At 68.3% G+C, this 24683-nt stretch carries 25 protein-coding genes; 10 read left to right on the forward strand and 15 right to left on the reverse strand.

The annotated features are described in order from the left end of the window. Positions 1–30: 30 nt before the first annotated feature. Positions 31–570 carry a class F sortase gene (locus AB0C02_RS26140; protein ID WP_357551586.1) on the reverse strand — a complete coding sequence of 180 codons (540 nt, stop codon included), beginning with the start codon at positions 568–570 and terminating at the stop codon, positions 31–33. Between the two features lie 227 nt (positions 571–797). After that, positions 798–2360, reverse strand: a complete 1563-nt coding sequence (locus tag AB0C02_RS26145; protein WP_357551587.1) for a DUF4331 domain-containing protein — start codon at positions 2358–2360, stop codon at positions 798–800. Between the two features lie 392 nt (positions 2361–2752). Here AB0C02_RS26145 and AB0C02_RS26150 point away from each other — a divergent pair, with 392 nt between their 5' ends. Both AB0C02_RS26150 and AB0C02_RS26155 read left to right on the forward strand, forming a co-directional pair. Beyond that, complete coding sequence (locus AB0C02_RS26150; protein ID WP_357551588.1) at positions 2753–5014, forward strand: catalase; 2262 nt, start codon at positions 2753–2755, stop codon at positions 5012–5014. A 274-nt stretch (positions 5015–5288) separates the two neighbouring features. Further along, positions 5289–5471: an antitoxin gene (locus AB0C02_RS26155; RefSeq protein ID WP_357551589.1), complete on the forward strand. Its 183-nt coding sequence runs from the start codon at positions 5289–5291 to the stop codon at positions 5469–5471. Positions 5472–5508: 37 nt separating this feature from the next. Here the strand turns inward: AB0C02_RS26155 and amaP are convergent, their stop codons facing one another. From amaP to AB0C02_RS26180, 5 genes are all read right to left on the reverse strand, one after another. After that, positions 5509–6084 carry an alkaline shock response membrane anchor protein AmaP gene (amaP, locus tag AB0C02_RS26160; RefSeq protein WP_357551590.1) on the reverse strand — a complete coding sequence of 192 codons (576 nt, stop codon included), beginning with the start codon at positions 6082–6084 and terminating at the stop codon, positions 5509–5511. Next, positions 6084–6620, reverse strand: a complete 537-nt coding sequence (locus tag AB0C02_RS26165; RefSeq protein WP_357551591.1) for a DUF6286 domain-containing protein — start codon at positions 6618–6620, stop codon at positions 6084–6086. The genes amaP and AB0C02_RS26165 overlap by 1 nt, the downstream gene beginning before the upstream one ends. Before the next feature lie 12 nt (positions 6621–6632). After that, positions 6633–7061, reverse strand: a complete 429-nt coding sequence (locus AB0C02_RS26170) for an Asp23/Gls24 family envelope stress response protein (protein ID WP_357551592.1) — start codon at positions 7059–7061, stop codon at positions 6633–6635. Next, positions 7058–7237 carry a hypothetical protein gene (locus AB0C02_RS26175; protein ID WP_357551593.1) on the reverse strand — a complete coding sequence of 60 codons (180 nt, stop codon included), beginning with the start codon at positions 7235–7237 and terminating at the stop codon, positions 7058–7060. Before AB0C02_RS26175 ends, AB0C02_RS26170 begins: the two co-directional genes overlap by 4 nt. A gap of 363 nt (positions 7238–7600) precedes the next feature. Further along, positions 7601–8074 carry an Asp23/Gls24 family envelope stress response protein gene (locus AB0C02_RS26180; RefSeq protein WP_357551594.1) on the reverse strand — a complete coding sequence of 158 codons (474 nt, stop codon included), beginning with the start codon at positions 8072–8074 and terminating at the stop codon, positions 7601–7603. Between the two features lie 455 nt (positions 8075–8529). Here AB0C02_RS26180 and AB0C02_RS26185 point away from each other — a divergent pair, with 455 nt between their 5' ends. The 5 genes from AB0C02_RS26185 (at position 8530) to AB0C02_RS26205 (ending at position 11521) form a co-directional block, all read left to right on the forward strand. Then, positions 8530–9207: a hypothetical protein gene (locus AB0C02_RS26185; RefSeq protein ID WP_357551595.1), complete on the forward strand. Its 678-nt coding sequence runs from the start codon at positions 8530–8532 to the stop codon at positions 9205–9207. Further along, the gene (locus AB0C02_RS26190; RefSeq protein ID WP_357551596.1) at positions 9204–9596 is read left to right on the forward strand and encodes a phage holin family protein; all 393 of its coding nucleotides are present in this window, start codon (positions 9204–9206) and stop codon (positions 9594–9596) included. The genes AB0C02_RS26185 and AB0C02_RS26190 overlap by 4 nt, the downstream gene beginning before the upstream one ends. A 21-nt stretch (positions 9597–9617) precedes the next feature. Continuing rightward, a complete protein-coding gene (locus tag AB0C02_RS26195; RefSeq protein WP_357551597.1) occupies positions 9618–10214 on the forward strand; it encodes a DUF3618 domain-containing protein in 597 nt (198 codons plus the stop codon). Between the two features lie 549 nt (positions 10215–10763). Continuing rightward, positions 10764–11174, forward strand: coding sequence for an ATP-binding protein (locus tag AB0C02_RS26200; RefSeq protein WP_357551598.1), 411 nt, complete (start codon positions 10764–10766; stop codon positions 11172–11174). After that, positions 11171–11521, forward strand: coding sequence for an STAS domain-containing protein (locus AB0C02_RS26205; RefSeq protein WP_357551599.1), 351 nt, complete (start codon positions 11171–11173; stop codon positions 11519–11521). Before AB0C02_RS26200 ends, AB0C02_RS26205 begins: the two co-directional genes overlap by 4 nt. Before the next feature lie 147 nt (positions 11522–11668). Here AB0C02_RS26205 and AB0C02_RS26210 read toward each other — a convergent pair whose 3' ends face one another. From AB0C02_RS26210 to AB0C02_RS26225, 4 genes are all read right to left on the reverse strand, one after another. Then, positions 11669–12181, reverse strand: a complete 513-nt coding sequence (locus tag AB0C02_RS26210; protein ID WP_357551600.1) for a DUF3618 domain-containing protein — start codon at positions 12179–12181, stop codon at positions 11669–11671. Then, positions 12178–12618 carry a phage holin family protein gene (locus tag AB0C02_RS26215; protein ID WP_357551601.1) on the reverse strand — a complete coding sequence of 147 codons (441 nt, stop codon included), beginning with the start codon at positions 12616–12618 and terminating at the stop codon, positions 12178–12180. Before AB0C02_RS26215 ends, AB0C02_RS26210 begins: the two co-directional genes overlap by 4 nt. A 123-nt stretch (positions 12619–12741) precedes the next feature. Further along, positions 12742–12867: a hypothetical protein gene (locus tag AB0C02_RS26220; protein WP_357551602.1), complete on the reverse strand. Its 126-nt coding sequence runs from the start codon at positions 12865–12867 to the stop codon at positions 12742–12744. Between the two features lie 371 nt (positions 12868–13238). After that, on the reverse strand, positions 13239–14273 hold the full coding sequence (locus tag AB0C02_RS26225; protein ID WP_357551603.1) for a reverse transcriptase family protein: 1035 nt from the start codon (positions 14271–14273) through the stop codon (positions 13239–13241). A 672-nt stretch (positions 14274–14945) separates the two neighbouring features. On the opposite strand from AB0C02_RS26225, the gene AB0C02_RS26230 reads away from it, so the two are divergent. Together AB0C02_RS26230 and AB0C02_RS26235 are read left to right on the forward strand one after the other, a co-directional pair. Then, positions 14946–15224: a hypothetical protein gene (locus AB0C02_RS26230; protein ID WP_357551604.1), complete on the forward strand. Its 279-nt coding sequence runs from the start codon at positions 14946–14948 to the stop codon at positions 15222–15224. Positions 15225–15442: 218 nt separating this feature from the next. Beyond that, entirely contained in the window at positions 15443–16135 is a 693-nt protein-coding gene (locus tag AB0C02_RS26235) for an alpha/beta fold hydrolase (protein WP_357551605.1), read from the forward strand. A gap of 348 nt (positions 16136–16483) precedes the next feature. Here AB0C02_RS26235 and AB0C02_RS26240 read toward each other — a convergent pair whose 3' ends face one another. Then, a complete protein-coding gene (locus AB0C02_RS26240; RefSeq protein ID WP_357551606.1) occupies positions 16484–20413 on the reverse strand; it encodes a hypothetical protein in 3930 nt (1309 codons plus the stop codon). 228 nt (positions 20414–20641) lie between these two features. Between AB0C02_RS26240 and AB0C02_RS26245 the strand changes: the two genes are divergently transcribed. Continuing rightward, on the forward strand, positions 20642–21553 hold the full coding sequence (locus AB0C02_RS26245) for a hypothetical protein (protein WP_357551607.1): 912 nt from the start codon (positions 20642–20644) through the stop codon (positions 21551–21553). A 58-nt stretch (positions 21554–21611) separates the two neighbouring features. Here AB0C02_RS26245 and AB0C02_RS26250 read toward each other — a convergent pair whose 3' ends face one another. The 3 genes from AB0C02_RS26250 to AB0C02_RS26260 all read right to left on the reverse strand — a co-directional run bounded on the left by AB0C02_RS26250 (position 21612) and on the right by AB0C02_RS26260 (position 24071). Further along, on the reverse strand, positions 21612–22526 hold the full coding sequence (locus tag AB0C02_RS26250) for a site-specific integrase (protein WP_357551608.1): 915 nt from the start codon (positions 22524–22526) through the stop codon (positions 21612–21614). A gap of 364 nt (positions 22527–22890) precedes the next feature. Then, positions 22891–23799, reverse strand: a complete 909-nt coding sequence (locus AB0C02_RS26255; RefSeq protein WP_357551630.1) for an IS3 family transposase — start codon at positions 23797–23799, stop codon at positions 22891–22893. Continuing rightward, positions 23772–24071: a transposase gene (locus AB0C02_RS26260; RefSeq protein WP_357551609.1), complete on the reverse strand. Its 300-nt coding sequence runs from the start codon at positions 24069–24071 to the stop codon at positions 23772–23774. The genes AB0C02_RS26255 and AB0C02_RS26260 overlap by 28 nt, the downstream gene beginning before the upstream one ends. Between the last annotated feature and the right edge of the window lie 612 nt (positions 24072–24683).

Consider the following 24683-nt stretch of genomic DNA (forward strand, 5'->3'; position numbering starts at 1 on the left):
CAACTTGTTCCAGGCCCCGCCGGCGGCGGATCATGATCCGCCGCCGAGCAACGTGGCGTAGACGACCAGGTTGTCCCGGTAGCTGCCCGCCCGCCGGTCGAATGTCCCGGTACAGGTGATCAGCCGCAGTTCCGGCCGGTCCCCTCGGGCGTACACCTCGCCCGAGGGGAACTGGGCCTTCGGGTATTCGCTCAGCCGGTAGACCCGGAACCGCCACACCTTCCCGGCGATATCCCGAATGCGGACGTCAGCGCCCACCGTGACGTCCCGCAGCCGGTAGAACACGCCCGGCCCGGTATGCGAGTCCACGTGTCCGACGATCACCGCGGGCGGTCCACCCGCCTGTCCGGGCATCGGACCGTTGGCGTACCAGCCGGCTACCTGGTAGTCCGCGGGGGCGGGCAGCGCACCGTCCGGCTCACGCGCTAGATCGACCAGCGTGGACCGCACCCCGATCGAGGGGATCGCCAGCTCGACCGGCTGCGCCGGCGATCCAGAGCCGACCTGACCGGCGCCTAATTGAGGCAGGACGGCCGGCGCGGTAAGCCTGTGGGCGGCCACCGCATGCATCGGTGTCTCCTCGGTCGCGGCCCGCGCCGCAGCCGTTGGCGTGGCCAAACCCACGGCGACGGCCACCAACACCACTATCGGGAATCGGCGACGCCCCCGCAGCGCGAGGGCCTTTCCCCCGTGTGGTCTTCCAGGCGCCTCACTCATGCCGGAAACCTCCCGTGACTAGTGCGGGCGCGGCGCAGGCCGTCCAGCGCCAGGCCGGAGGGCCGCGCCGCACCGTTCACTCAGTTCCCGCTCGCCCGCGCGCCTTTTGCTGCCGCCCGGTTGCGGCGGCGGCCGAGCAGCAGGCCGGCTCCGAAGAACCCGACCGCGCCGACACCGCCGGCGATCGAGATCCACGCGGCGGGGCGCGAAGCGGTGCCGCCCGCGCCGCTGGGCACCCCACCCGAAGGCATGCCGTCGGCATCGATCTGGTTCACCGCCACGTTGCTCGGCAACGCGAGATACGGGAACGTGTTCCCGAAGGGCACGTTGTTGGTGTTGACCTCATCGCCGGCGGCGAGCGCGGGCACCAACTGTCCCGTCTGCGCCGCCCCCTCAAAGGCCTGCAGCTCGATGTCGAGGACATCGTCGGTGAGGCGGCGGCCGTTCGGGAAGCCCTGCGGGTCGCCGCCGAGCACACCCAGCCGGTTCGGGTTGGCGGTCACTGGGACGCTCATGTTCAACCGGAGCATCTCCGAGGGCACGAACGACGCCGGGTTGACGTCGGCGTTGAGGATCTGCGAGTTCAGGTCGGCCTGGATCGGTGCCTTCGTGCCGTCCAGGGTCGGCGCGTTCTTGGCGATCCCGGTCAGGAAGATTTCGGCGAGGTCGTTGCGGGGCGTCGCCGGCGCCGGGATGTTGTAGATCTTCTGGATCACCTGCGGCAGTTCCGGGTTGAGGATCCGGTCGATGAGCTTCTGGTTCTTGCTGTCGTCGGCCGGTGTGCTGGCGTTGAACGCATCCTTCTGGTTCGCCGCCGGTACCAGCTCGTTGACCAGCGGATTACCCAGCCGGGACACCTGCACCTGTTCGCCTCCAGCATTGGGGGCGTTGACCTGCATCCCCTGCTGCGACGTGGCGCTCCAGACGCCGACCACCGGGTTCTTCGTGGCATCGCCGTTGAGGGCGAGCGCCGACTTGGGCACCTGCAACGCCACGGTCTGCACGTTGTAGCCGGCGAGAGTGTCCTGGCCGCGCTCCGACAGGTTCCCCCCGTAGATCAGGTCGAAGACCCGCAGATCGAGAAAGAAGGGATCGTCGGCCTGACCTGCGTACGTCTGGCCGCCGCCCTCCACCGGCACGATGGCCTGCTGCCGCAGCCGGCCGTAGTCCGGCATCGACGCCGGCCCCACGTCCGACGGTGCGACCGGCCCGTCCTGCACCAGGACACGCGACTGGCCACCCTTGATCTCCGTCAGCGTGTAGGTCTGCTTGAACAACAAGGTCGGATCGGTCAGATTGTTGACCACGCCGTTGTTGTAGAGGAACGTCGTACCGTCACGCTTGTCGTCGTTGGTGAAGACCCACCGGTAGGTGATGTCCGCCTTCGCGTCACCATCATTGTCGATGTTGATCTCATAGTGCGCGCCAGGCTTGAAGAAGTAAAAGTTCGGGCCCCCGTTGGGCTCCTCGAAAGGCAGCCAGTTCGCGATCAACGTGACCGTGTCCTGGTTGTCCGGGCTCACAAAGGCGTATACGTCGGTGTTGTCCACCTCCGGGTCACCGGCGATCAGCGGCGCCTCCCGGTGGCTGGACGCACCCGCCACCCCCGACACCAACCCGACACCGCCGGTAGTGGAAAGCACCGCCAGCACCGCGGCCGAGGCATAGCACGCCAGACCAGCTCGCCCCGGCCATCTCACCAGAACACCGCGCATCTCCCACCCCCGTCTGATCACAAGGAACCCCGATCGATCCCCACACGCTCATCAGATTCAACAGGGCCCACGAGCGGCGGGGACGGAAACATGAAAACCTTTGCGCGGGTCGACCGTGCGGCACGCATGCCAGCAGCGGAAGGCGTGTGAAACCCGGCCGGAGTTGTTCGCCTGCTCTGCCCCAGCGAGCCGGGTGCCCGGCCCGGTCCCGACGTGCCCCCAGTCACCCATCTCCGTGTGGGTGTATCCGGTTTTGGGTGCTCTTGGGTGGGTAGAGCCGGAAGGTCGGCTTGCGTCGCTTCGAGGAGGTACCTGTCCCAATGGATTCCCCCAAACCCGTCGAGGCTGTGAAGGATGCCGTGGAGGCAGCCACGGAGAAGGTGGCGGATGTCCTCGCCCCGGACGTTCCCGGCGCACCGGGCAGCGCCCCACCGTCTGTCGACGAACCGACCCGCCCGCGGGATCCGTTGCCGCCGGAGACAGAGCAGGGCAGCCCGGATACCCGCACGGCGACCGGCGCGAAGACCGGTGCGCCGGCCACCGCGAACGGTCAGCAGGGGTCCTTCCTCACCACCTCCCAGGGAGCCCGGCTCCGCGACACCGATCACTCCCTCAAGGCCGGACCACGAGGCCCGGTGCTACTCCAGGACCACCACCTGCGAGAAAAGATCACCCACTTCGACCACGAGCGCATCCCCGAGCGCGTCGTTCACGCGCGGGGCGCCGGGGCGCATGGCCTGTTCACGTCGTATGGCACCGCCGAAGGGGTCACGCGGGCCGGCTTCCTGAAGAAGGGGAAGGAGACCCCGGTCTTCGTCCGGTTCTCCACGGTCATCGGGTCCCGTGGGTCGGCCGACACGGTCCGCGACACCCGCGGCTTCGCGACCAAGTTCTACACCGACGAGGGCACCTTTGACCTGGTCGCCAACAACATTCCCGTCTTCTTCATCCAGGACGCCATCAAGTTCCCCGACGTCATCCACGCCGCCAAGCCGCACCCCGACCGGGAGATCCCCCAGGCCCAGACCGCCCACGACACCTTCTGGGACTTCGTCTCCCTGCACACCGAGGCGCAGCACCACACCATGTGGACCATGTCCGACCGGGGCATCCCCCGATCGTTCCGCATGATGGAGGGCTTCGGCGTACACACCTTCCGGCTGGTCAACGAGGCCGGGGAGACGGCGCTGGTCAAGTTCCACTGGAAACCGAAGCTCGGCGTGCACTCCCTCACCTGGGAGGAGGCGCAAATGCTCGGCGGCATCGACCCGGACTTCCACCGCCGGGACCTGTACGACGCGATCGAAGGCGACGCGTACCCCGAGTGGGAACTCGGCATCCAGGTCCTCCCCGACACCCCGGAGGAGACCTTCGCCGGGATCGACCTGCTCGACCCCACAAAAATCGTGCCGGAGGAGCTGGCACCGGTGCAGCGGGTCGGCAGGCTGGTGCTCAACAGGACGCCCACCAACTTCTTCGCCGAGACCGAACAGGTCGCCTTCCACGTGGTCCACCTGCCGCCGGGCATCGACGTCACCAACGACCCGCTGCTGCAGGGCCGGCTCTTCTCATACGTCGACACGCAGCTCACCCGGCTGGCCGGCCCGAACTTCTCGCAGATCCCGATCAACCGCCCGCACGCCGACGTCAACGACATGCTCCGCGACGGCTTCCACCAGAACGCCGTTCACGCAGGCGTAGCCCCGTACCGGCCGAACTCCCTCGACGGCGGCAACCCGTTCCGCGCCGGCGACGCCGACCACGCCTTCGTCGACGTGCCGGTCACAGTCTCCCAGGCGCCCAAGATCCGAGCCAGCCCGGCGTCGTTCGACGACCACTACAGCCAGGTGCGCCTGTTCTGGCTGAGCATGTCGCCGGTGGAGAAGGAGCACATCATCGGCGCCTACACCTTCGAGCTCGGCAAGTGCTACCACCAGGCGATCAAGGAACGCCAACTGCGCTGCCTGGCCAACATCGACCCCGTGCTGTGCGCGCAGGTCGCCGCCGGCCTGGGTCTGCCCGTACCCGAACAGACCGAGCCGCTCGCCGACATCGCGCCCAGCCCGGCACTCTCCCAGATCGGCCGAGAGTGGCCGGGAGATGGCCGCAGCATCGGCATCGTGATCGACCCGGACGGCGACCTCGACGACCTTGACCAGATACGCCTCGCTGTGTTCGCCGCCCGCATGGTGCCACTGCTCATCGCCCCGCGCGGCGGCATGGTGGGCGATGTGGCCGTGCAGCGAACCTTCGCCACCGCCCGATCCGTCGAGTTCGACGCGCTCCTACTGGCCGGCGCACCGGCCCCGGCGCCGAACGCGCCGCCCGTACGAGATGCCAAGACTGGCACGGCGAAGCCGACTCAGGTCGACCCACGGATACTGCTGCTGGTCGAGGAGTGCTGGCGGCACGCCAAGGCGATCGGAGCCTGGAGCGCCGGCACCGACGTGCTGGACCAGACAGGCGTAGCCGGCAGCGAGGGCGTCGTCACGGGCGACTCGGCCATCGACGTTCTTACGGCCGTGCGGCAGCTGATGGCCGCGCACCGGGTCTGGCAGCGGTTCCCCGCATCGCTCTCCTAACCGGTCGAAGCAGCCGTCGAGGGCCGCCTCCACCTTGGTCAGAAGCGGCCCTTCTCTGCCGACGGGAAGACGCGGGACGCCGCAGACACCGGCAGGAACTGTGGGAATGCGTCGGACCGGACACAACGCTGCGGGGCTGGGCTCCGCTGGGATCGAGGACGGGCCGACTGGTTGACCACTTCCGCCCTCCACACATTACCGACCGCGAGCGCGGGCAGCCGTTTGTGCGCCCGGGCCGCGGGGAAGGCACGGACGTAGGAAGGGAGATCCAGACATGCGTGACTTCATGGACAAGGCCGAGGACGTGGCCAAGCAGCACCCGAAGCAGGCCGACGAGGGCGTTCAGAAGGCCGGCCAGGAAACCGACCAACGCACCGGCGACCGGTACGACAAGCAGGTCCAGAAGGGCGAGCAGGAAGCGCAGCAACGCATCGACCAGGGCGGCCGCAACCACTGATTACGTCGGGCGATCCCTGGCCCGACAACCCCAGTCCTCAGCTGACGCGAGCGCTTCGGTGGCGGCTGTAGCTGAGGTCGAGGGTGACGGGCAGGTCCGGCTTGCCGAGGGCGTACCGGATCCGGGGCAGGGCGAGGGTTTCGAGCTGCTCGCGCAACGCGGCGATGTCGACGTCGGGATCGGCCGTGACCCGCAGCGCCAGGCGGGGAGTATTCGGGCTGCCCCAGAGCCGGGTGTCGACGTCGTCCACACCCGGGCAGTCCTCGATTTCCGCGCTGACGGCGCTGGCCAGGGCACCGGAGTCGAGGACGGTCCGGCCCGCGGTGCCGTCGGTGCTGATGTTGATCCGCCGTTGACCGGGTTCGGTGGCGACGACGGCGGCCAGCCAGCGCAGGCCGAGCAGCGCGAGGATCGCGGCTGCCACGGCCGCCACCGGCCAGAGCCAGCCGCCATGGGTGCTGAAGAAGCGCGCGGCCGGGTTGGCGAGCAGGGGCTGCCCACCGTGGTTCGGGCCGAAAACGTTGGTGCCGGCGAGGAGGATCGTGATGCCGGCGGCGAGCAGGACCAGCGCGAGGAGGGTGAGCAACGTCCGGTGGGTGCGGTCGGCGCGCATCAGTGCCGCTCCTCCCTGTCGATCCGTACGGTCAGTGCCGGGACCGTGGCCAGGCGCAGCGCGTCGAGGCGGTGTTGGGCGGCCGAGGCCACCGCCTCGTGCAGGGTGTCCACCGGCGCTGCCCCGTCGTGGACCTCGGCGCGGACACGCACGTCGTGCCAGCCGACCATGACATGGACATCGTGAACGCCGTCGACCTCGATGGCCGCGTTCCGCAACGTCCGCGCCAGGCCGCGCCGGGTGATGGCGGCGTCGGTGGCGGAATCGACGGGCTGCAGCCGCAACCGTTCGGGCCGACGGGGTTTGAGCTGCGCGGCGAGCAGAAGCAGACCGAGGACGACCAGGCCCACACCGACCAGCCGGACGATCCCGCTCCCCCAGGTCGTGCCGGACGCCCAGCGGTAGAGGCCAGGCCAGTTCAGCACGACCGGCTTCGCCCCGACCAGGTGGGCAACGATCTCGATCAACACGAGTACGGCGCCGAGGGTCAGCCCCAGGCTCAGCAGGAACGCGAGCAGACGGTTGGCGATTCTCACCAGAGCCTCGATTCAGTGCACCCGGCTGCCGGCCGCGCGGTCGGTGACCAGGTCGGTGACGGTGATCTCCACCTCCTGGACCCGTAGCCCGGTCAGGTCCGACACCCGGGTCCGGACGCGGTCGCGGACCCGGGCGGTGACCTCCGGGATCGAGGCCGGCCAGCGGACGCTGATGGACAACTCGATCCTGGTCACCGAGCCCTCGACGTAGGCGGACGCGCTCGCGGCGGCGTCCAGGTCGGTACGGCGGATGCCGAAGCGACCCGCTCCGGGCAGGGATCGCCCGAGAACGCGCGGCGTCGCGCTGCCCGCCTGGGCGATTTCCTGCGCCGCCCGCGCGGCGATCTTCTCCACCACCCGGTCGTGGATGTTCAGCCGGCCCAGATCTTCGTGCGCCGGCTGGCCCGGGCCGCTTGCCAGGGCATCGGTCACTGCGGTCACCGGCTGCTCCGCCGGCCCTGGACGTACGGGGCGAGATTGACCTCGCCGGCGAAGAACTTCGACACCGCGTAGCCGATCGCCGCGAACAGCGCGACGATCAGCATCTGACCGAAGCTGCCGAATGCCAGGGCGAAACCCAACGCCAGGCCGACGACGATGCCTATCAACTTGATCATGCTGTCGCTCTCCACATCATGCTGCGCGGACTGTGAAAGCGGTGAACGCCCTGCGTCGGACGGATCGCCGGGCGCGGCAGACGAGGCGCGGCCGGAGGTTCACCCAGTCGCTCTGTCGTCCCCGGATCAACCGGGTCGGCCCACCCCGTCCCGGCACCCGTCCGTCCCGTCCGTAGGCGGATCCTCCAGATCAGCGGACAACCAACGTCGACCCGACGCCCGGCAACCAGCGGCACCACCGCCGCCCGGACCTGGCCGGCCAGCGCTCCGGCGGTCACCCCCGTTATCGGCTGCGGACCTGGACCACCACGGCATCCGCGTCGACGCCGTCGACCGCCGTGTCGCGCCGGCCAAGCGTAGCGGTCATGACATCCGCGGCTGCTGCTGTTGGCCCTGCCGCTGGCCATCGGCCTCGGGCAGATGCACGTCATCGACGCTGATGTTGACCTCGACGACGTTCAGTCCGGTCGTCCGTTCGACGGCCGTCTTGACGTTGCGCTGGATGTTCCGTCCCAGATCGGCGATGCTGATCCCGTACTCGGCGATCACGTCCAGGTCGATCGCGGCGTCGTTCTCGCCGACCTCGACGCCGACCCCCTGGGACACGTTCGGGCCGCTGCTGCCCGGAATCCGCTCCCGGATCGCGCTGAACGCGCGCGTGCCGGCGCTACCCATCGCGTGAACGCCGGACACCTCCCGGCAGGCCATCCCGGCGACCTTCTGCACCACGTTGTCGGCAATCATGATCTTGCCGTCTTCGTTGCTGAGCTTGTTCTGGCGGGCTGACTGGATACCACCCGCGTGTCCAGCCTGCTCGGTTTTGGTCACCTGGCTCATGCGGAGTGCACTCCTTCAGCTGCTCGTCGATCCGGCGCAAATCCCAGACGCTCCCATGGTGCGGGGTCCACGAACACGTGGGCGCCTTTTGACCGGAACATGCTTCTTTCGAGGTCGGCGTATCCGAAGGCGCGGGTGGTGGCGGGTGTACCAGGAGATCCGTCAAGGCGCGACGACAGGAGGCACGAGATGCGGATCGATCTGCAGATGCGATCGAAGCAGGGCTTTGGGGAGAAGCAGCCGCGGCATCGTGCCGATCGGATGCTTCGCGGCATTCGTGGTAGTTCCAGGCGCGATAGCCCCCGCCCTGGTCCAACCCAGGCCGGGCGTCGCTTGTAAGGGCGGAGTTTACGGCTCTTGTTCCCAGTCCAGCTGTGAATGTGGTGAGGCGGTGAGGGTACGCGGGTGGTGTTCCGGGCCGCACCACGGCCTGGAGCTGAGGAGAGGAGCACGTGATGACGGCGATCAACCAGAGCAGACCGCCGGGCGACACCACTGAGCAGGCCCGCCGGGCGGCGTCCCAGGTGGGTCAGCAGACGACGCAGGCGGGTGGCCAGGTCGGTCACGCTGTCGCCGAGCAGGGCCGGCAGTTGGCTGCGCAGGCGCGGCAGGAGGCTCGGAACCTTTCCGGGGAAGCCACTTCGCAGTTGCATGACCAGGCCCGGACGCAGCAGCATCGGGCCGCGGAGGGGTTGCGCGGTCTCGGTCGGGAACTGGGTTCTATGGCCGATCGGGGCGGAGATACCGGTATGGCCGGTGAGGCTGTCCGGCGGGCGGCGATGGTCGCGGATCGGACCGCTGGGTGGCTCGACGAGCGTGAACCTGGCGAGGTGATGGACGACGTACGCGGGTACGCCCGCCAGCACCCAGGGATGTTTCTCGCCGGCGCGGCGGTGGCCGGAGTGCTGGTCGGCCGGCTCACCCGAAACCTGGCTTCCGGGAACGGGAGGCGGCCAAGCGAACAGATGGGCCAGACCTCGCAGCCGGGCCACCCGACCGGCCAACAGGCGTCCGAGGAAGCGGTCCAAGCTCCGTACACCGGCGAAGGCCCCTACATCGGGGCGGCGCGGGCGCAGACCGCCCGGCCGGCGAGCCAGCGGGAGACGAACCTTCCGGGTGAGGTGGCACCGTGAGCGCCCCGGAGAAGGAGCGCACTCAGTCGGTCGGTGAGTTGCTGGGTGACGTGACCCGTGACGTGTCGACGCTGTTCCGCCAGGAGATCGAGCTGGCCAAGGCGGAACTGCGCGAGGAGGCGAGCCAGGCCGGCAAGGCCGGCGGCATGTTCGGTGGTGCCGCGCTGGCCGGTTTCCTGACCGTGCTGTTCGTCTCGTACGCAGTCTGGTGGGGTCTGTCCGCCGTGATGGACCAGAGCTGGGCGGCACTCATCGTGGCGGGAGTGTGGGCGATCATCGCCGCCGTCCTCCTCGCCGTCGGGCGGACGAAGCTGCGGCAGCTGCGCGCGGTGCTGCCCCGGACGCAACAGACCGCACGGCAGCTGCCCGGCGCCCTGCGTGGCCGGTGAGCGAGCCGGAAGGGAGCAGACATGTCGACCGATCCGGACCGGATCCGACAGCAGATAGAGCAGACCCGCAACGAACTGATCAGTGACGTCGACGCGCTGAGCGACAAGGTCAACCCACGGCGGATCGCCGGTGACCGTGTCGACCAGGCTCACGGGGCGCTCACCCGGGTCAAGGAGAAGGTGATGGGTACACCGATGGACGGGCAGGGCGCCGGCCAGCAGATGTCGGCCGCTGCAGGGTCGATGCGCGACCAGGCGCGCGAACTCGGGCAGCAGTCCCGGCAGCAGGCTCAGGGCAACCCACTGGCGGCCGGCCTGATCGCCTTCGGCGCCGGGCTGCTGGTCTCCGCGCTGATCCCAGCCAGCCGCTCCGAGCGGCAGTGGGCCGGTCAGGCCAAGGGGATGGCCCAGCAGCACTCCGGCGAGCTGCGCGAGCAGGCCAGCCAGGTCGGTCACCAGATGCGGGACAATCTGCGCGAGCCCGCGAAGCATGCAGCCCAGTCGGTCGGGTCCACCGCGGTACACGGCGCGTCCGCCGTTCAGGGTCAGGCCAAGTCGTCTGCTCAGCAGGTACAGGGGCAGGCACAGGGAGCTGCAGGTGAGCTTCGGCAGGGCTGAGCCAGGTGCGGCGACGGGGCGGGCCCTCATCAGCGAGCCCGCCCCGCAGCGTCGTCCCATTAGTCAGGTCAGCGGTGGAGGGGGCTGATGGAGGCCCGCCGCTGCGCGAGGCGGAGCGTCACGAGCCGGCTCATTTCCTCACCGCCCGGTACCGGCTGTTCACGGTCATCGCCGGGCAGGTTTGCGGCGGCGGCGGAACACCCTGAGTGGCCGCTGCGCCGGGTCGAGTTGCTCCGGCTGCACCAGGACCTACAATCGGCGCGGCTGCCGGCGTCGGCCGGCAAGCCGCTCCTTCACGCGTCTGCCGGCGTTCCCGTACGAGTGGGCAAGGGCACCCACTGGAGCGACCCTGATTCCCCGCTCAAGGCGCGCGCATCCACGTTCACCGCATACCCCGCACCCGCCAGGCCGAAAGCGAGCTGAATCCGCACTCGCAGCAACGCCCGCTGCCGTGGGTGCCGAACCAGAGGCGAGGAAGACCAAGCGCCGCATGCTCGAGTCAAGTTGCGGTTCTCTGCGAGATAAGCCAGGTGATGTAGCGTCCGTTCCATGGTCAGCGCGAGAGGCGACGAGAGCCTGTCGCTTGCTGCGCTGATCACGGCTGAGCAGGTGCCCGAGTTGCGGCACGCCGTCACCGCCGCCGCAGCCGCTGGCCTCCCCGACGAGGAGTTGAAGGACTTCGTGCTGGCCGTACACGAGCTGACCACCAACGCCGTGCGCCACGGCGGCGGCAGCGGGCAACTGGCGCTGCGCCGGCTCGGCGACCAGCTCACCTGCCAGGTCAGCGACCACGGCCCCGGCATGACCGGACAGGTGCCCGCTCTGCCCGATCCCACCCGGCCCGGCCGTCGCGGCCTGCGGCTCGCCCAACACCTCACCGCGGGACTCGTGCTCGACAACACTCCAACAGGACTGTCCGCCACCGTCACCGCCGCACTGCCGAAGGGGAAGGCGCGATGACCAGCGACAATTTGTGGCAGGCCCGAACCGAGACCCACCCCGACCGTGCCGTGGTGACCCTGTCCGGCGAACTCGACATCACCGCCGTCGACCAGCTACGCGACCTGCTCACCACCACCCTGCGGGCCAACCCGGTCGTCGACGTCGACCTGTCCCGGCTGACCTTCCTCGACTCGACAATCCTCAGCGTTCTCGTCACCGCCTACCAGGACGCCACCGCAGCCGGAGGCACCCTGAACCTGATCAACCCTATCGGTCACGTGCACCGGGTCCTCACTGTCACCGGCATCCTGCCCCTACTCGAACCCGGCGACACCGCAGAAGCCACCCCGCCCCACCACGCCTGACACGTGCGGCTGGGACCACTCGCGCAGCCCGTTGTCGTCGTCCCCGAACATCCTCCGCTCGGCTGTGATGACAGCCTGATGCAGTCGTAGCCGCGGTTGCTCGCCCATCAGCGCGAGCTGGCCGACCTCGCCGCCGGAGAGGACATGTCAGGATCGGCGACGGACGTGTCTCGGTTGAAGCTGTCGTGCTGCCACCGCGACGCCGATGCCGGTCATGGCAGCAATGACGAGGACAGCCGGGCGGCGGCGGGCTGCTGATCGAACTCTTGCGGCCACATCGCGGATCACGCTGACGGCGGCGGACCCAGCCTGCTTTGCGGCAGATTGGCCGCTGCTACGAAGTTCTTCTGTCGTCCGCATCGTGCGCTGGCGCAGTGTGTTGCCGCGTTGCTGCAAGTCGCGGGCGGCGCGCGTGAAGCCTGTGCTGTCCGCTCGTTGGCGTGCTGTCCGCAGCAGTGCTGAGCTCTTGCCGCGCACCGCCTGGGCCGCGTCTGTCAGCTGTTGCCGGACGTGGCCTTTGATCTGGTTGGCGCTGTCTCGGCCCCGTGCCTTCACGTCCGTCTTGGCTGCCAGCGCCTGTACCGTGTCGGCCAGCTCGGCGCGCGTCCCCTCGACGTCCCTGCGGATGCGCTCCGGGTCGGTGCTCTCGCTCGCCGTCATCGCCCTCGTCCCTCCTTGACGGCCTGCTGTACGGACTCGACGTCCTTGCGCACGCTGTTCAACGTCGACTGCGGTGCAAGAGGCTCCACCCGTTTGCTCTGCTTCTTCCCGAACAGCGCGAGCAGGCCAGCCACCGCGAACAGGACCACCGCCACGACCAGAGCGGCCAGCCACGCCCACATGACCTTTTCCAGTAGCAGAATGAACGCGGCGACGAGTGCGCCCCCGCCGTACACGGCCACCCCGCCAGCCCCGCCGAACATCACCGCAGCGAAGCCGGCGCGTTTGCCTTTGTCGGTCAACTCCACGCGGGCCGAGGCCAACTCATCGCGCACCAGCCGGCTGATCTGGTCGGTGGCACGCTCGATGAGTTGCGCAACCGTAGCCTCTGCCGCCGGCTCTGGTGCTTTCCCGTCGCCCTCGGATGCGCCATCCATCTGCCGTCACCTCCTAAAGCAGGGGGTTTGCGAGCCGAGCGGGGACGCGGCGATCAGGCACTGTGCGACCGTCCCCGCGCCGCGCCCCGGCCCCAGGCGGAATCCGCCTGGTCAGGCCGCAGGTCAGCGAATGGCCGATGCCGTAGCGGTGGTGTCGTCGCTCGCGCCGGTCACGGTGGCGCTCAGCGATCGCGTTCCTACGCCTCCGGTGACGGAAGAATCGCCGCCAAAAGCGGCCAGATCACCCATCGTCGCGTCACCTCGGGTGCGTGACCGGCTCGCACGAACAACCGCCACCGCGGCCGCCGCCGCTGTCAGGACCATCGCCGCTGCCTGCAGCAGTGGCCGTTTCCTGCTTCCCCTACGTCTCATGTCGCACGCCCTCTCCTTGCGTCTCAGCTGGGCCCAGCCCATCGTGAACCCGGAAAGAGACAAAGAATGGCATTGGGGACGCTTGTACCCCGTTCGTGCCTCTCCGCCCGCAGGGGCCCACTTGGCGTCGAGTCGAGGTGCGTATGCGCCGCGGCCACCCCGGCGTCTGGCCCACAGCCCTGGCTGTGAGCAGGGCTCACTGCGGATGTTGTGGGGAGGTGTCCACCGCCGTGTGGTCGCGTGGCGGTTCACTGTGCAGCGAGTGCCTGGGCCAGCAGCCTGGCCAGCTTGGCGGCCCGTGTGGGGTGGTGATAGGCGATCCAGGCGACGCGTCCGGTGAGGTGTTCGGCGAAGGCCGGGTGGCCGGAATGGTTCTGCGCCTCAAGGCCGGTGCGGGTGACGTTGTGGAGGATGGCGCGGAGCCGGTCGTATTCCTCGCGGGGCGCGGCGGGCCGGTGGTTGACGACAAGTCCAGCGAGGAATTGCCGGTCGGCTTGGCCACGGACTCGGATCTTGTCGGGGTGAATCCGGAAGCCCTCGTCACGCACGATCCCGGTGACGGCGGCGATGAGGTCCCTGGCGCGGCGGGTGGCGAGGTCGCCGGAGAAGGCGAGATCGTCGGCGTACCGGGTGTAGTTGACCGCGAAGGCGTCGGCGAGGCCGGTCAGACGTCGGTCGAGGCGGTAGGCGCACAGGTTCGCCAGCGCCGGTGACGTCGGCGCGCCCTGCGGCAGATGACCAGCCCGCGCAGCCGCGAGCCGCGCCGACCGGTGCGGCAGGTCGGCGGGCGCCTGACGCAAGATGGTGTGCGGGGTGCGGGTGGTGAACAGTCCAGTGAGGGCGTGGGCGACGGGTTCGGGGTAGCCCGCGGTGCGCAGCAGCCCGTACACCCGGGTGGCGGGGATGTGGGTGAAGAAGGCGAGCAGGTCGATCCGGACGACGACCGGCTGTCCGGCGTGAGCGGCGGCGAAGGTGTGCGCGGAGCGTCCGGGCACGAAGCCGTGTGCGGCAGGGTGCGTCGGGATCGGATCGAGGACCTCGGCCAGAAGCCGCCGCTGCAGGGCACGCAGCCGAGGCTTGGGTGCTTCGATGAGACGCCCTCGGTCGGTCCACCGGTATCGGTAGTGGTGCAGCCGCTGGTCCATGGCGCGGCGGTTCATGCCGCGCCGATCCGCGTACCAGTCGAGGTGGTCGATGCTCAGGTCGAGCATCGCGGCCAGAGCGCTGATGTCGTCGATGACCGGGGTGTGCCATGGGTGGCGTACGGTGCGGGTCGGCGCCACCGGGCGAGCGCGGATGACGATCGGCCGGCCGTGTTGGCGGGCTGCGGTGACCGCGCCGCGCAGCGGTTCGAGGGTGGTGCCGAGGTGAGGATCGCGTCCCCGGGGTTACCCCGGAGAGACCACGGCCGCGCTCCACGATGGGGAGCGGCCTGGTCAGCTCGGGACACGCCGCCATTCGTGCAGCATAGAAGAACTCCGAACCAGCGCCGGTACCTGACGCCAGGGCACGGGTTGGTGTTCTGGCGCATCGCCGTCGGCCGCCGAGAGCTGGCTGGTGGCTGCTCCTGGACATTGCGGCCACCCAGCCCATCGGGAACTGCGTTGTCGACAGTCTGCCGCGGGGCCGGAGGTAGTCCGTGCGCTCGTACCGAGATGGGCAGCTAGGCCCAGGCTCAAGGGTCGGCTTGGTCCGTACCGCTCGGAGCTGACGGTCCAGGCGGAAGTTGCTCGAAGATCACGGCCGGCGGGTCAAGGCAGCTACCGCCGGTCATGCCCTCCGTCTGTCGGACTGTGCTGCCGTTGGACGGCGGTCTTGTCTGTACAAGCGGCTGTACCGGGCCGCTACGAGACCGACGTGAGGGACGATATGCGGGTCGTCGAGGTGGTGGCCTACAACCCGGCCTCGTGAATACCGAACGTGGCGCGCGGGTGGCTGAGAGGGGAGGAACAGGTATGTCAACCGAACCGGAGCCGGGCCTCGCGCCCGAGCACGCGAAACCCCGCTATGCCAAGGTCGATCCGATCATGATGACGGTCGACGGGCAGGACTTTCGCATTCGTGAGCGTGCAAAGCCCGGCGAGTACGACTTCGACTGGCTCAGCGGGCCGCACGACTACGGCTTCGGGCTCAGCAGAGCTGACGGCTCCGCAATCACCCTGCCTGAGATGGAGGAGGCCATCCGCAACTTCCTCGCTGGGATCGACCCCGCCACCGGATACCTAAAGGAGTAGCTCAGCGGGCAGGACCTCCCCCGGCAGCTCCGCGAACGAGGGGTCACACGACCAAGATGGGCCGGCGAACTGCGCGGATGGCCTTCTAGCAGCGGAAACGCCTCTCGACGTCTCACACAGCACTCCCTCGCCGACCGTCGACCTGTTGCCGACCAGATGCGGACCACTCATCCGGCCAGGCGATCCGGAGCATCATCCGGTTGTACGAGGATGGGACTGTGCTCGCCGAACCGACGATGGTCCTCGTCCACAGTCCGCTCCTCACCTCGGCGACGTGGGACGCCCTGCGGCCGCACCTTGAAGCGGCGGGGTGGCGCGTGGCCGTACCAGACCTTCGCCCTTTGGTCGAGGCACCGTCCTTTCACGCAGCGGTCTGTGCGGCAGCGGCTGCCAGCGTCGCCCCCGGTGCGCCAATCGTCGTCGTCGGCCACAGCCGCGCAGGCCCATACTTGCCCGGCATCGCCAACGCGATCGGCACCGACCGGCTCGACGTCGTCTTCCTGGACGCCCGCCTGCCGCACCCGGGCACCAGCTGGATTGGGTCACTGCCGCCGGAGCGGGCCGCGTGGCTGCGGGAAATTGCGGTGTCGGGCCGGCTGCCGACGTGGGACACCTGGTTCCCCACCAGCTCCCTCGGCGATCTCCTGCCCGACCCCGGCCAGCGGCGCCAGGTGCTGCACGGCCTACCCGAGCTGCCGTGGAAGATCGTCTCCGAGGTGCTGCCCACACCAGGCAGCCCGTGGCACTCGGCCAGGCGGATCTACCTCCAGCTGAGCGCTGCGTACCAGTCCACCGCAGAGCAGGCAGAAGAGTGCGGGTACCGGGTCCGGCGCGTGGACGCCGATCACCTGGCGATGGTCACGCAGCCCACGATGGTCACGGATCTACTTCTATCGGCATTACGCGCATAGCCCGCGATAGCTGCAACCGTCACCGAGCTACGGACCCCGCCTCGTCGGGCAGCAGCCAGACCGCCTGCCGGGCCCTCGCTCACCTCGAACTGTCCGGGGCCAACCTGAGCGACCGGCACCGGCCTGCGGACCTGCCCCGCCTACGGATGCTGGAGCTCTCCCTGACCCAACGGCGCGACTACGTGTGCTCGATCCGCTGCCTTTTTGCCCGCCGGCTGCGCTGCCGGGGCCGGGTCGCAGCAGCCGTCCCTCAAACGCACGCCCGCTCTGCGGTAGCAGACTGCAACAGGGATAGTCGAACTCTGTTGGAGTCCACCCGTCGGGACGCACGCATGTTCTATCCGTCGGTCAGGCCACCCCGGACAGGTGAGACCGACTCGGAGCGACCTCGTGGCGGACGTTCGGCCCAGGACACGGCGCAGCCGAATCCGCCAGAATCCGCGAAAGGCAATCAATGGTAGCGAAGGGCACCAGCGGTTGCGGCACATAGGCGGCCGGGATCGGCGCGGGAGTTACCACCATCTCGACCACGGTCCAGCCGCCCATCTCGGTGTCCAAGCCGTGGGCGCGAAGCAGCGCGTCAAGCTGGCCTCTGATTGCGCCCGCCTTTTTCACGAGCTTGGGCAGATAGGGAGTACCACGCTGGGGGCGGAAACCCTCCCAACGTGCATGACCCGAGTCGGGCGCGCCGTGAAAGTCGATGATGTCGTAGAGCACCCGCTCGATGTCGGTGGCAACGTGCCCTGCCTTCGCCTCCATGACGAACACCCGACGATGTGCGACGTCGATCGCGATGAGGTCAATTTCGCCGGGAATGGTGATACCCCATTTTTCGGCCCGTCTTGGCTTGAGGCGGGGAATCAGAATTCGGTCGGGCGCTTCGGCTTCGCGTTCGACGTCCGCTTCAAAGGCCTTCTGCTCGCACTGCTCCCAATCCTTGAAGGCTTTGATCACCTCGGCTGGCGCATCGGGCCATGGCAGGCGGGCAACCTCGAGGTATCCGAAGAGTAGTTTGGCTGAACGGGCGACACGTCGGGGCATCAGGATCAGCGTGGCAGCCCTGTCAGGTACGGGCAGGAGGGGTCTGCCGGAGAGACGCTCGCCGAGTGAGGCCAGCTGCCCACCGATCGTGATGCGGGACGCGATGTCGGTACGCAGGGTCAGAAGATCGACCGCCCGGTGTATCCGGTCGGGCTGCAGGCCGGACCAGCGACGAGCGGTGTCGACAAGATCGATGACGCGGACTTCGGCGATGTCGTTGCTGGTCTCCCACCCGGCGGCGACGGTGAGGACGGCAAGTATCTCGTCGCAGCCGGTGCCGTAGGCGACGCCGAGGATGTTGTTGGCCCTCAGCGCTGCTTTGGCCGCCTGTTGGTGCAGCGGAGACTTCCGCGATGCCTGGATGCGCCCGTGCATGCTGTCGGTCCACAACACGAGTTGCCCGTCATCGGATCCCTGCGGCCATGCGGGGTCAAGTTCCGACTCGTTGAGCAGCATCCGGCCGTGCCGAGCGTCGTGGGTGAGGTGGAGGTCGGCGGCGTAGCGGTCTCCGTAGAACGGCAAGTCGCGTGCCGCCGGGTCGGTTTGACCGTCGAAACTGATGCCGGCGCGTGCTTGGTCGCGGCTGCCGAGGAGATGGACCACAACGGCCGCAAGATTGAAGAGCCGGTGCCAGTCGCGGTGATCCATGGGCAGACCGGTATCGGGGCAGTGCCCAACGATCGCCTCGGCCAGGAGATCGGCCGCGCGGCTGGCCACAATATTCGTGCGGGCAACGTCGTCGACGTCGTTCTCTGTGGGAAAGCCCAAGGCGCGTCGGAGTACCCGATCGTCGTCGGTCCGGACCCTCGCGGCCCAGAGGCGCTCGACGGCAGCCGCCGCGGTCCGCAACGCTGCGGTGGAGCCGAACTGTGCGATCTCGTTGTGCAGGAGCTCCACTGTTCCCGATATGACCTCGTTGTGGAGGAAGTGGTTATGATCGTCGAGTGCCCTGCTCAGCGGGGCGCGGGGGGCCGTGTGATTGGCGATTGATCGTTGCGCGCGTGCGCGGGCCCCTTCGCTGATGCTGGCCGCGACGCCTCCGGTGGCCGGACGTCCCGCGGACACCGTTCTTAGAAACGTTGCCGTCGGTGGCAGTTGCGCCCATGCGCGTTTGAATGCCTCACCAGCTTGACGAACGTCGTCGCTCTCGGCTGCCGCCGTGTCGGCGTTGACGATGTGGCTGCCGGTGGCCGGCTGGTCCCGGACCGCAAGGGTGCCCACGAGCAGGCACCAGAGCGCGTCGCCAAGCTGCTGGTGAATCATGAGCGGAGTGGCCGTCAGGTTCGTGGGAGGTAGATAGCCGAGGACGACAGTGATCCCGTCGGCGGCAATCAGTTTCACCGCCTGCTCCGCGCTCGGCGGCAGGGCATGGAAGGCAATCCGGATCGGGTCGGGGATCGCACCGGTCCAGGCCCGCCAGCCTGCGGCAAGGTCACTGGCCGCCGCGCTGGCCAGCCCTGTTAACCCGGCGAGGATCGCGTCGCCCAGCAGCTGCGTCCACAGGCGCTCGTCGGCGTTGTCCGCGTTCACCACGAAGACGAGTTCTGGCTCGGCGCTGATGACGACGTGCTCATACGGGGTGGTTTGGCCGGCGGTCAGGCAACCGCCGACGACGGTCGCGGCGAAGGGCCAGTCCCTCAGTCCGGGAAGGCCGACGCGCCGTAGAACAATTTCGTAGGGGTCGCACGCTGCGCGGCTGTTCCACCGATTCCTGAAGTCGGGTCCGGGTTGACTCAGCGCCATCGAGCCATCGAACAAGATTCCTCGACGCTGGAACGTCTCCCACAGACCAAGCGGCGTGGCGCCTTCGATCATCCGCAGCCCGGGGAGCTCCGCGAGTTCGTCGAGGAACGCCCAGAACTCTTCGTGATCGTCTCCGGCGCCGGCGGCGATCTGCCGCCATTCATCAAGCGTCACGAAGACCGTTCCGGGGCGGATCTTGTCCGGAGCGTTCCATGGCCCGTCGATGACTACTACCCGGCGAATCACCGTGCTCTTGGCGATGAGCGCTGTCGCCGCCCCTTCGCCGGGGGTGAGAGGGCTGTCGGGGCCCACTAAGGTCGCCCAGTGCTCGGCGTTCGAGGTGTCCACGTCTATCGTCAGGGCGTGGCCCACCTTCACTGCGGCGAGGCGGCGTCGCGCCCGGTCGGCCTCCCGGGCTGTCTCCCGCTCGCTCGTGCCGACGGCAACCTGGACGGCGATGAGCCGCCGGGCCGCGGGAAGCATGACCGCGGTCAGCCTGCCTGACGGGGCACATTGCACCGGGCCGGCGAAATGGGTCGCCAGGCCGCGCGCATTGACGGTGAAGGCGTGCTCCGCCTCGTCCGACAGGCTCGCTGCTGCAACACGGCTCGTCCTACCGGCAAGCGCCAGGAGTTCCGCACCTGTCGTCGCGAGCGCGTCGAGAACCAGGGCGGCAGGAACCGGCAACAAGGCGTCCGAAGTCCGGACGAGCAACGCCCCGTCGAGCAGCCACGTACTTCGGGCCACGTCGCGCGCGTCCCGGGCACACCAGTCGATCGCTGCCCGAACTCTCCCATCGACGTTGATGCCCCCTGTGGAGCTCAGCCAGGCCGGCAAGCCTTCTGCATCGCGCTTACGGCAGGATTCGATCAACGATGCCGACGCTGGCTGATGAAGGTCGCCGTCTTCGGCGCTCGACATCCCACCGCGCGGATCTCCCCGGAAGGCGCGCTGGATCGCCATGGCGTGCAGGCCGATCTTGACGACGTCGGCGATGCCGAATCCGAGCGACGGCACGAGAACATGGTCCGCCGCAATCGCGTACCGGCGCAGCCGTTCAATCACATGCTCGGGATCGTCCACCATGCCCGGATGCAGCGGCCACATCCGGTTGTCCCAGAACACGTGCACGCTCAGATCTGGGTCAAGCCGTTCCGTCTGCTGATACTCGTCAACGACCGGTAGCCGCCGTCGGATGCCCTGTAGCCAGGCCGCCACATCAGCCGATCGGGCCTGGCGCTCGCCGACTGCCTCGCCGGCGAGGGCCTGCCCGACGAGGAAGGCCAGACTCGGCAACTGCCGCGCCGACGACCACGAAACGTCGTACAGGGCATTAAGGCAGCTGACAGGCTCGAAGCGGCGGACGGACTGACGGGCGATCAGTGCCAGTTCGTCGACGATCGACCACTGCTGACTTCCGGAAGGTGTGTTCACCTGGTGAGTGCTCCGGGCTAGCTCCAACGAAATCGGCGTGTTCGGCGGCAGCGGAAACATTACCTCCACTCCTCCCAGATGTCGGTGCCTCACCGGCTGAGGAAGCCAAGCACCAGCCGCGCGTGATCGCCGCCCGCTGTCGGCGCTCACGTATTCAGCGCGCGACGACAATCATCTCCTTGACGATCTGACGGATCTGAGCGCTGGAGCCCGCCTCGTGCCCACCTGTCTTGAGTGTGACACTGTCTACGCTCGGTGCCCGGTCCACATCCGACGGAGGCATACGGAATGGCCGCTCCTGATCCGACTCACATCGTCGTGTACTGCCGCGACGTGCTGCCCGGCATGCTGATTAAGGCGTGCGACGTGGATGAGGACCTGGCCCGCCGGATCGGCGACGACGTGTTGCAGCGGGCTGAGGCGCTGGCCGCCCTGCCGCAGCGTGCGCAGGACGTGCTGATCGCACCGTTCGTCGAGGAGGTGTACGACCACAAGCCGCTGGAGTCGCCGCTGGACCTGAAGGCCAAGGTCACCCTCGTGGTCCGTAACAGCCTGCTCGAGCAGGCACACCACGACGGCCCGCTCGACGACGGGATCATCCCGGCGACGCAGTACGCGGCCGGCCCGCTATCGCATCTGCTGGCCGCGCGCCGCCGCCAGCCCGTCGACAACGATCAGAGTCCGAACCCGTTCGCCGGGCTGGCCGAGCGCTACCCGCGTGCATGGGCATGTCTGGACGCGCTGACCGACACCTTCGCCGACGGCGGCCGCGGTCCACTGCGCCTGCCTTCGGCACCCGTACCTAGCCTGCCTAGCGGCGACGAGGTGGCCGCGGCGCCGCCGTCTGACGATGACATGGTGACCGTGTTCAGCGCGATCGACCCGCGCTTCGACCAGAGACTGGTGGACCTGCTCGGAAAGGCCGCGGAAGGCGACTTCGTGCTGTACACCTCCGCGCTCAGCCGGTACTCGCGAAACAGTGAGAAACTGCACCGCATCCTCGAATTCCTCCTCGCGCACAGGGCGACAATCCTGACCACCAACTACCTGATCCGCCCCACCGACGTCTGGGTGCGCCGCGGCGCGCTCGTCAAACCGGACAGCAGCAAGCCCTTCGCCGGTGTGCTCGACACCCGGGGACTGGTTGGCACTCACCGGAAGGTGGCCGAGAGCGTCGCCGCGCAGCACGGCCTGCGCTGACCGTGAGCTGGTTGCGCGTCGGTTGAACACGTCTTTGCGGTCGATCAGCTCGGATGCCTCAAGTCGAAAGCAGCGGGTGCGGCTCCCCTGTCAGCGCCATAAGAGCGCGGGCGACCTCGTAGGCGTCAGCCCGTACATAGGTGCTGGTCGTACCAGCGTCGGATCTACCGTTATGGCCTGCGTATGCCCGCGCCACAGCGTATCCGAACTTTCGCTCCACCCAGGTCAAGGTTGTGTGGCGTAGCCAGTGTGTGCTGATCTGCTGGGCAGCCACCCAGGGCAGGTGCCGACCGAGGCGCTGCCACAGATGATCGTAGCGGCGACTCGTGATTGGCTTTCCTGTCCGGTACCTGAGCAGCTTGTCGCTCGGATCGCCACCACCGCGGTCCTCGGCAAGCTCCGCTAGCCGACCAGCCAACGTCGGGGAGATGGGCTGCCACCGCACAGTGCCGCCCTTTTCATGCAGCTGAACCATGCACTGCTCCGTATCGAGGTCCGCTCCGCGGAGAGCGAGTCCGCCGCCGCGTCGGCAAGCGGTCTCGATGTGGAGTCGCAACAGGAGAGTGTCGAGGTCAGGATCGTTTCCAGTGGTTGCAGCAACCTCGTTGATCGAGGCGAGTTGCCTCTCCGACAGGGCACGGCGCGTGCTGGCCAAGCGTCGCGGCTTCGGCACCCGCTTGGCCGGGTTGCCGGCCTCGGCGATGAGCCCGTCGGCTACGGCGTAGCTGTAGAGGCATCTGAGTGAGGAGATCAGGTGCTCGGCGGCCGTCCGACCGCCGCGAGAGTTCCGTCGTACTACCAACTGTTCCTTCATCCGCTCGGCGAGTTGTCCGATTTCCAGAGGGCTTGGCTCGTTCAGGCGCCTGCTGCCCCAGACGTCGCGCACCCGCTTCCAGTAGGTGCCATAGACCCGCCGCGTGCCAACCGTTACTGCTTCGGACACGCGGTCGATGTACTCGTCGAACGTGGGCATGTCGCTGGGTGTGTTCGACACCGATAGAAGCTGCTCTGGCGTTAGCCCTAACCGGGCCAGGAGAAGGCGTGCCGCCCTCACTTCCTCGCCCTCGGCTGCCTGTCTGCCCATCCCTGTCACCGCGCCTCATGCTCGCCGGCGTACAGGGCGACCATAAGTTCCAGCGCGCCCATCGTGTACGCCGCCAACGAACCGCGTTCCGGATAGGCTGCCACCAGGAGGCGGTCACCGGCTACCATGCCACAGCTCCGCCGTAGCGAGGATGGCAGCATCAGGTGACCTTGTCGGGTGATTTTCCATCGCCCGCCGCGCCGCGCGGTCACAGCAATATGAGCTTCCACCCTGGGACCGGACACCGGGGTTTTCACGCTGCGAGGGCGTGGGTGTGACGATACCCGAGGCGGGCCTCGGCGGGTGTGCGGTAGCCGATGGTCGAATGTAGACGGCGGGTGTTGTAGTAGGCCAGGTAGGCGAAGACGGCTTGGCGGGCGGCTGCTCGGGTGGGCCAGACCTTGGTGCCGACCTCGGTTTTCAGGGTCGCGAAGAAGCTTTCCGCGGCCGCGTTGTCGTAGCAAGATTCAGTACGGCCCATCGATGCCCGCAGTCGGTGTCTGCGTAGGCAGCGGCGGAACTCGGCGGAGGTGTACTGCGATCCGCGGTCCGCGTGGAAGATCGCGCCCCTGCCGGTCAGGCCCCGGCCGGCAGCCAGTTCGACGGCGTCGCAGGCCAGTTCGGCGCGCATGTGCTCGGCCATCGCGTGCCCGACGACCTCGCGGGTGTGCAGGTCGATGACGGTGGCCAGGTACAGCCAGCCCTCCTCGGTGGGTAGGTAGGTGATGTCGCCGACGAGCTTCTCGCCTGGCGCGGCGGCGGTGAAGTCGCGGCCGAGCAGGTCCGGCGCCGGTGGCGCGGTCGCGTCCTGCTTGGTTAGCGACCGGCGTCGCCGGCGCGTGAGGCCCACGATCCCGCGCTGACGCATGATCCGCTCGACCTTTTTGCGGTTGACCCGCCGGCCCCGCCGGCGCAGCTCCACCGTCACCCGCGGGGATCCGTACGCCTGCCGATGCGCCGCGTGGATCGCGGTGATCTCCGCAGCGAGCGCGTCCTCGGCCTGCTCACGCTGCTCGCGGGCCTGCGCGGCGTCCCGCCACTCGTAGAAGCCCTGACGGCGCACTCGCAGGACTCGGCACAGCCGCGTGACGCCGTAGGTGGCGCGTTCGGCGGAGATGAAGCGGTAGCGGCTGGTCAGTGCCCCATCTCCTTCGCAAAATATTGGGCCGCCTTGCGGAGAATGTCCTTCTCCAGCTCCAGCTCACGCACCCGGGCCCGAAGTTTGCGCAGCTCGTCCCGCTCGGACGAGGTCAGCTCCGGCTCCGCGGACCGGCCACCGGCCTCCCTGCGCTCCGTGGCGCGGACCCAGCCGCGCAGCGTTTCATGGTTGACGCCAAGATCACGGGCGATCTGCCGCAGCGGCGAGTCCGACGAACGGACCAACGCCACCGCGTCCTTGCGGAACTGTTCGGTGTACTGCGAGGGACGTGCCACCAGGACATCCTTCCTCCTGGCTCTCCTGCCAGGGATCAGGGTGTCCGGCCCGAAGGGGGAAGCTCAATAGCACCGTCCTGGTAGGCGATGTCAAGCGTTCGGCCTGCCAACCATCCGAGGGCTTGCAGCGGTGTCCGATCAGCTAGGCGACCGCTAGCATCGACCGGTGTGACCGCATAATAGGCTGCCTGTGATTGCGCGTTCCTTGTGAAGTGCGGGAGCGGCAAGCCCTGGACCAGAAGGCTGCCATGGCGACCGCACCGATCAGGTCGGCATAGATCGATTTCCGGCCTCAAACCCGCCGATCCAGCCACATCATTTTCGTCCTTTAGCACCCGATCACCTCCGTGACTTCAGCCAGCAGAAGCACCAGGCACCTGACGTCCGCCGCCCACAGATTCACATCTACTACTATGGACCGTCCGGGCTCGCTACTCCCCTGCCCCTTCGAACCACAAACGGTTTAGTGGGGCAGCGCTGCGGACGACGCCTTCGGTCACCGCGCGGGCCGTTCTAGATGCGCGACGTGAGACCTGCTCGGTCAAGTGGGTCGGCACTTCTGCCGCAACCGAGGCTAGTGAGTGCCCTGACGGCGATCAAGAGAAGAGGCTA

The organism is Micromonospora sp. NPDC048999 (assembly GCF_040649295.1).
In the GTDB taxonomy this organism is placed as follows: domain Bacteria; phylum Actinomycetota; class Actinomycetes; order Mycobacteriales; family Micromonosporaceae; genus Micromonospora.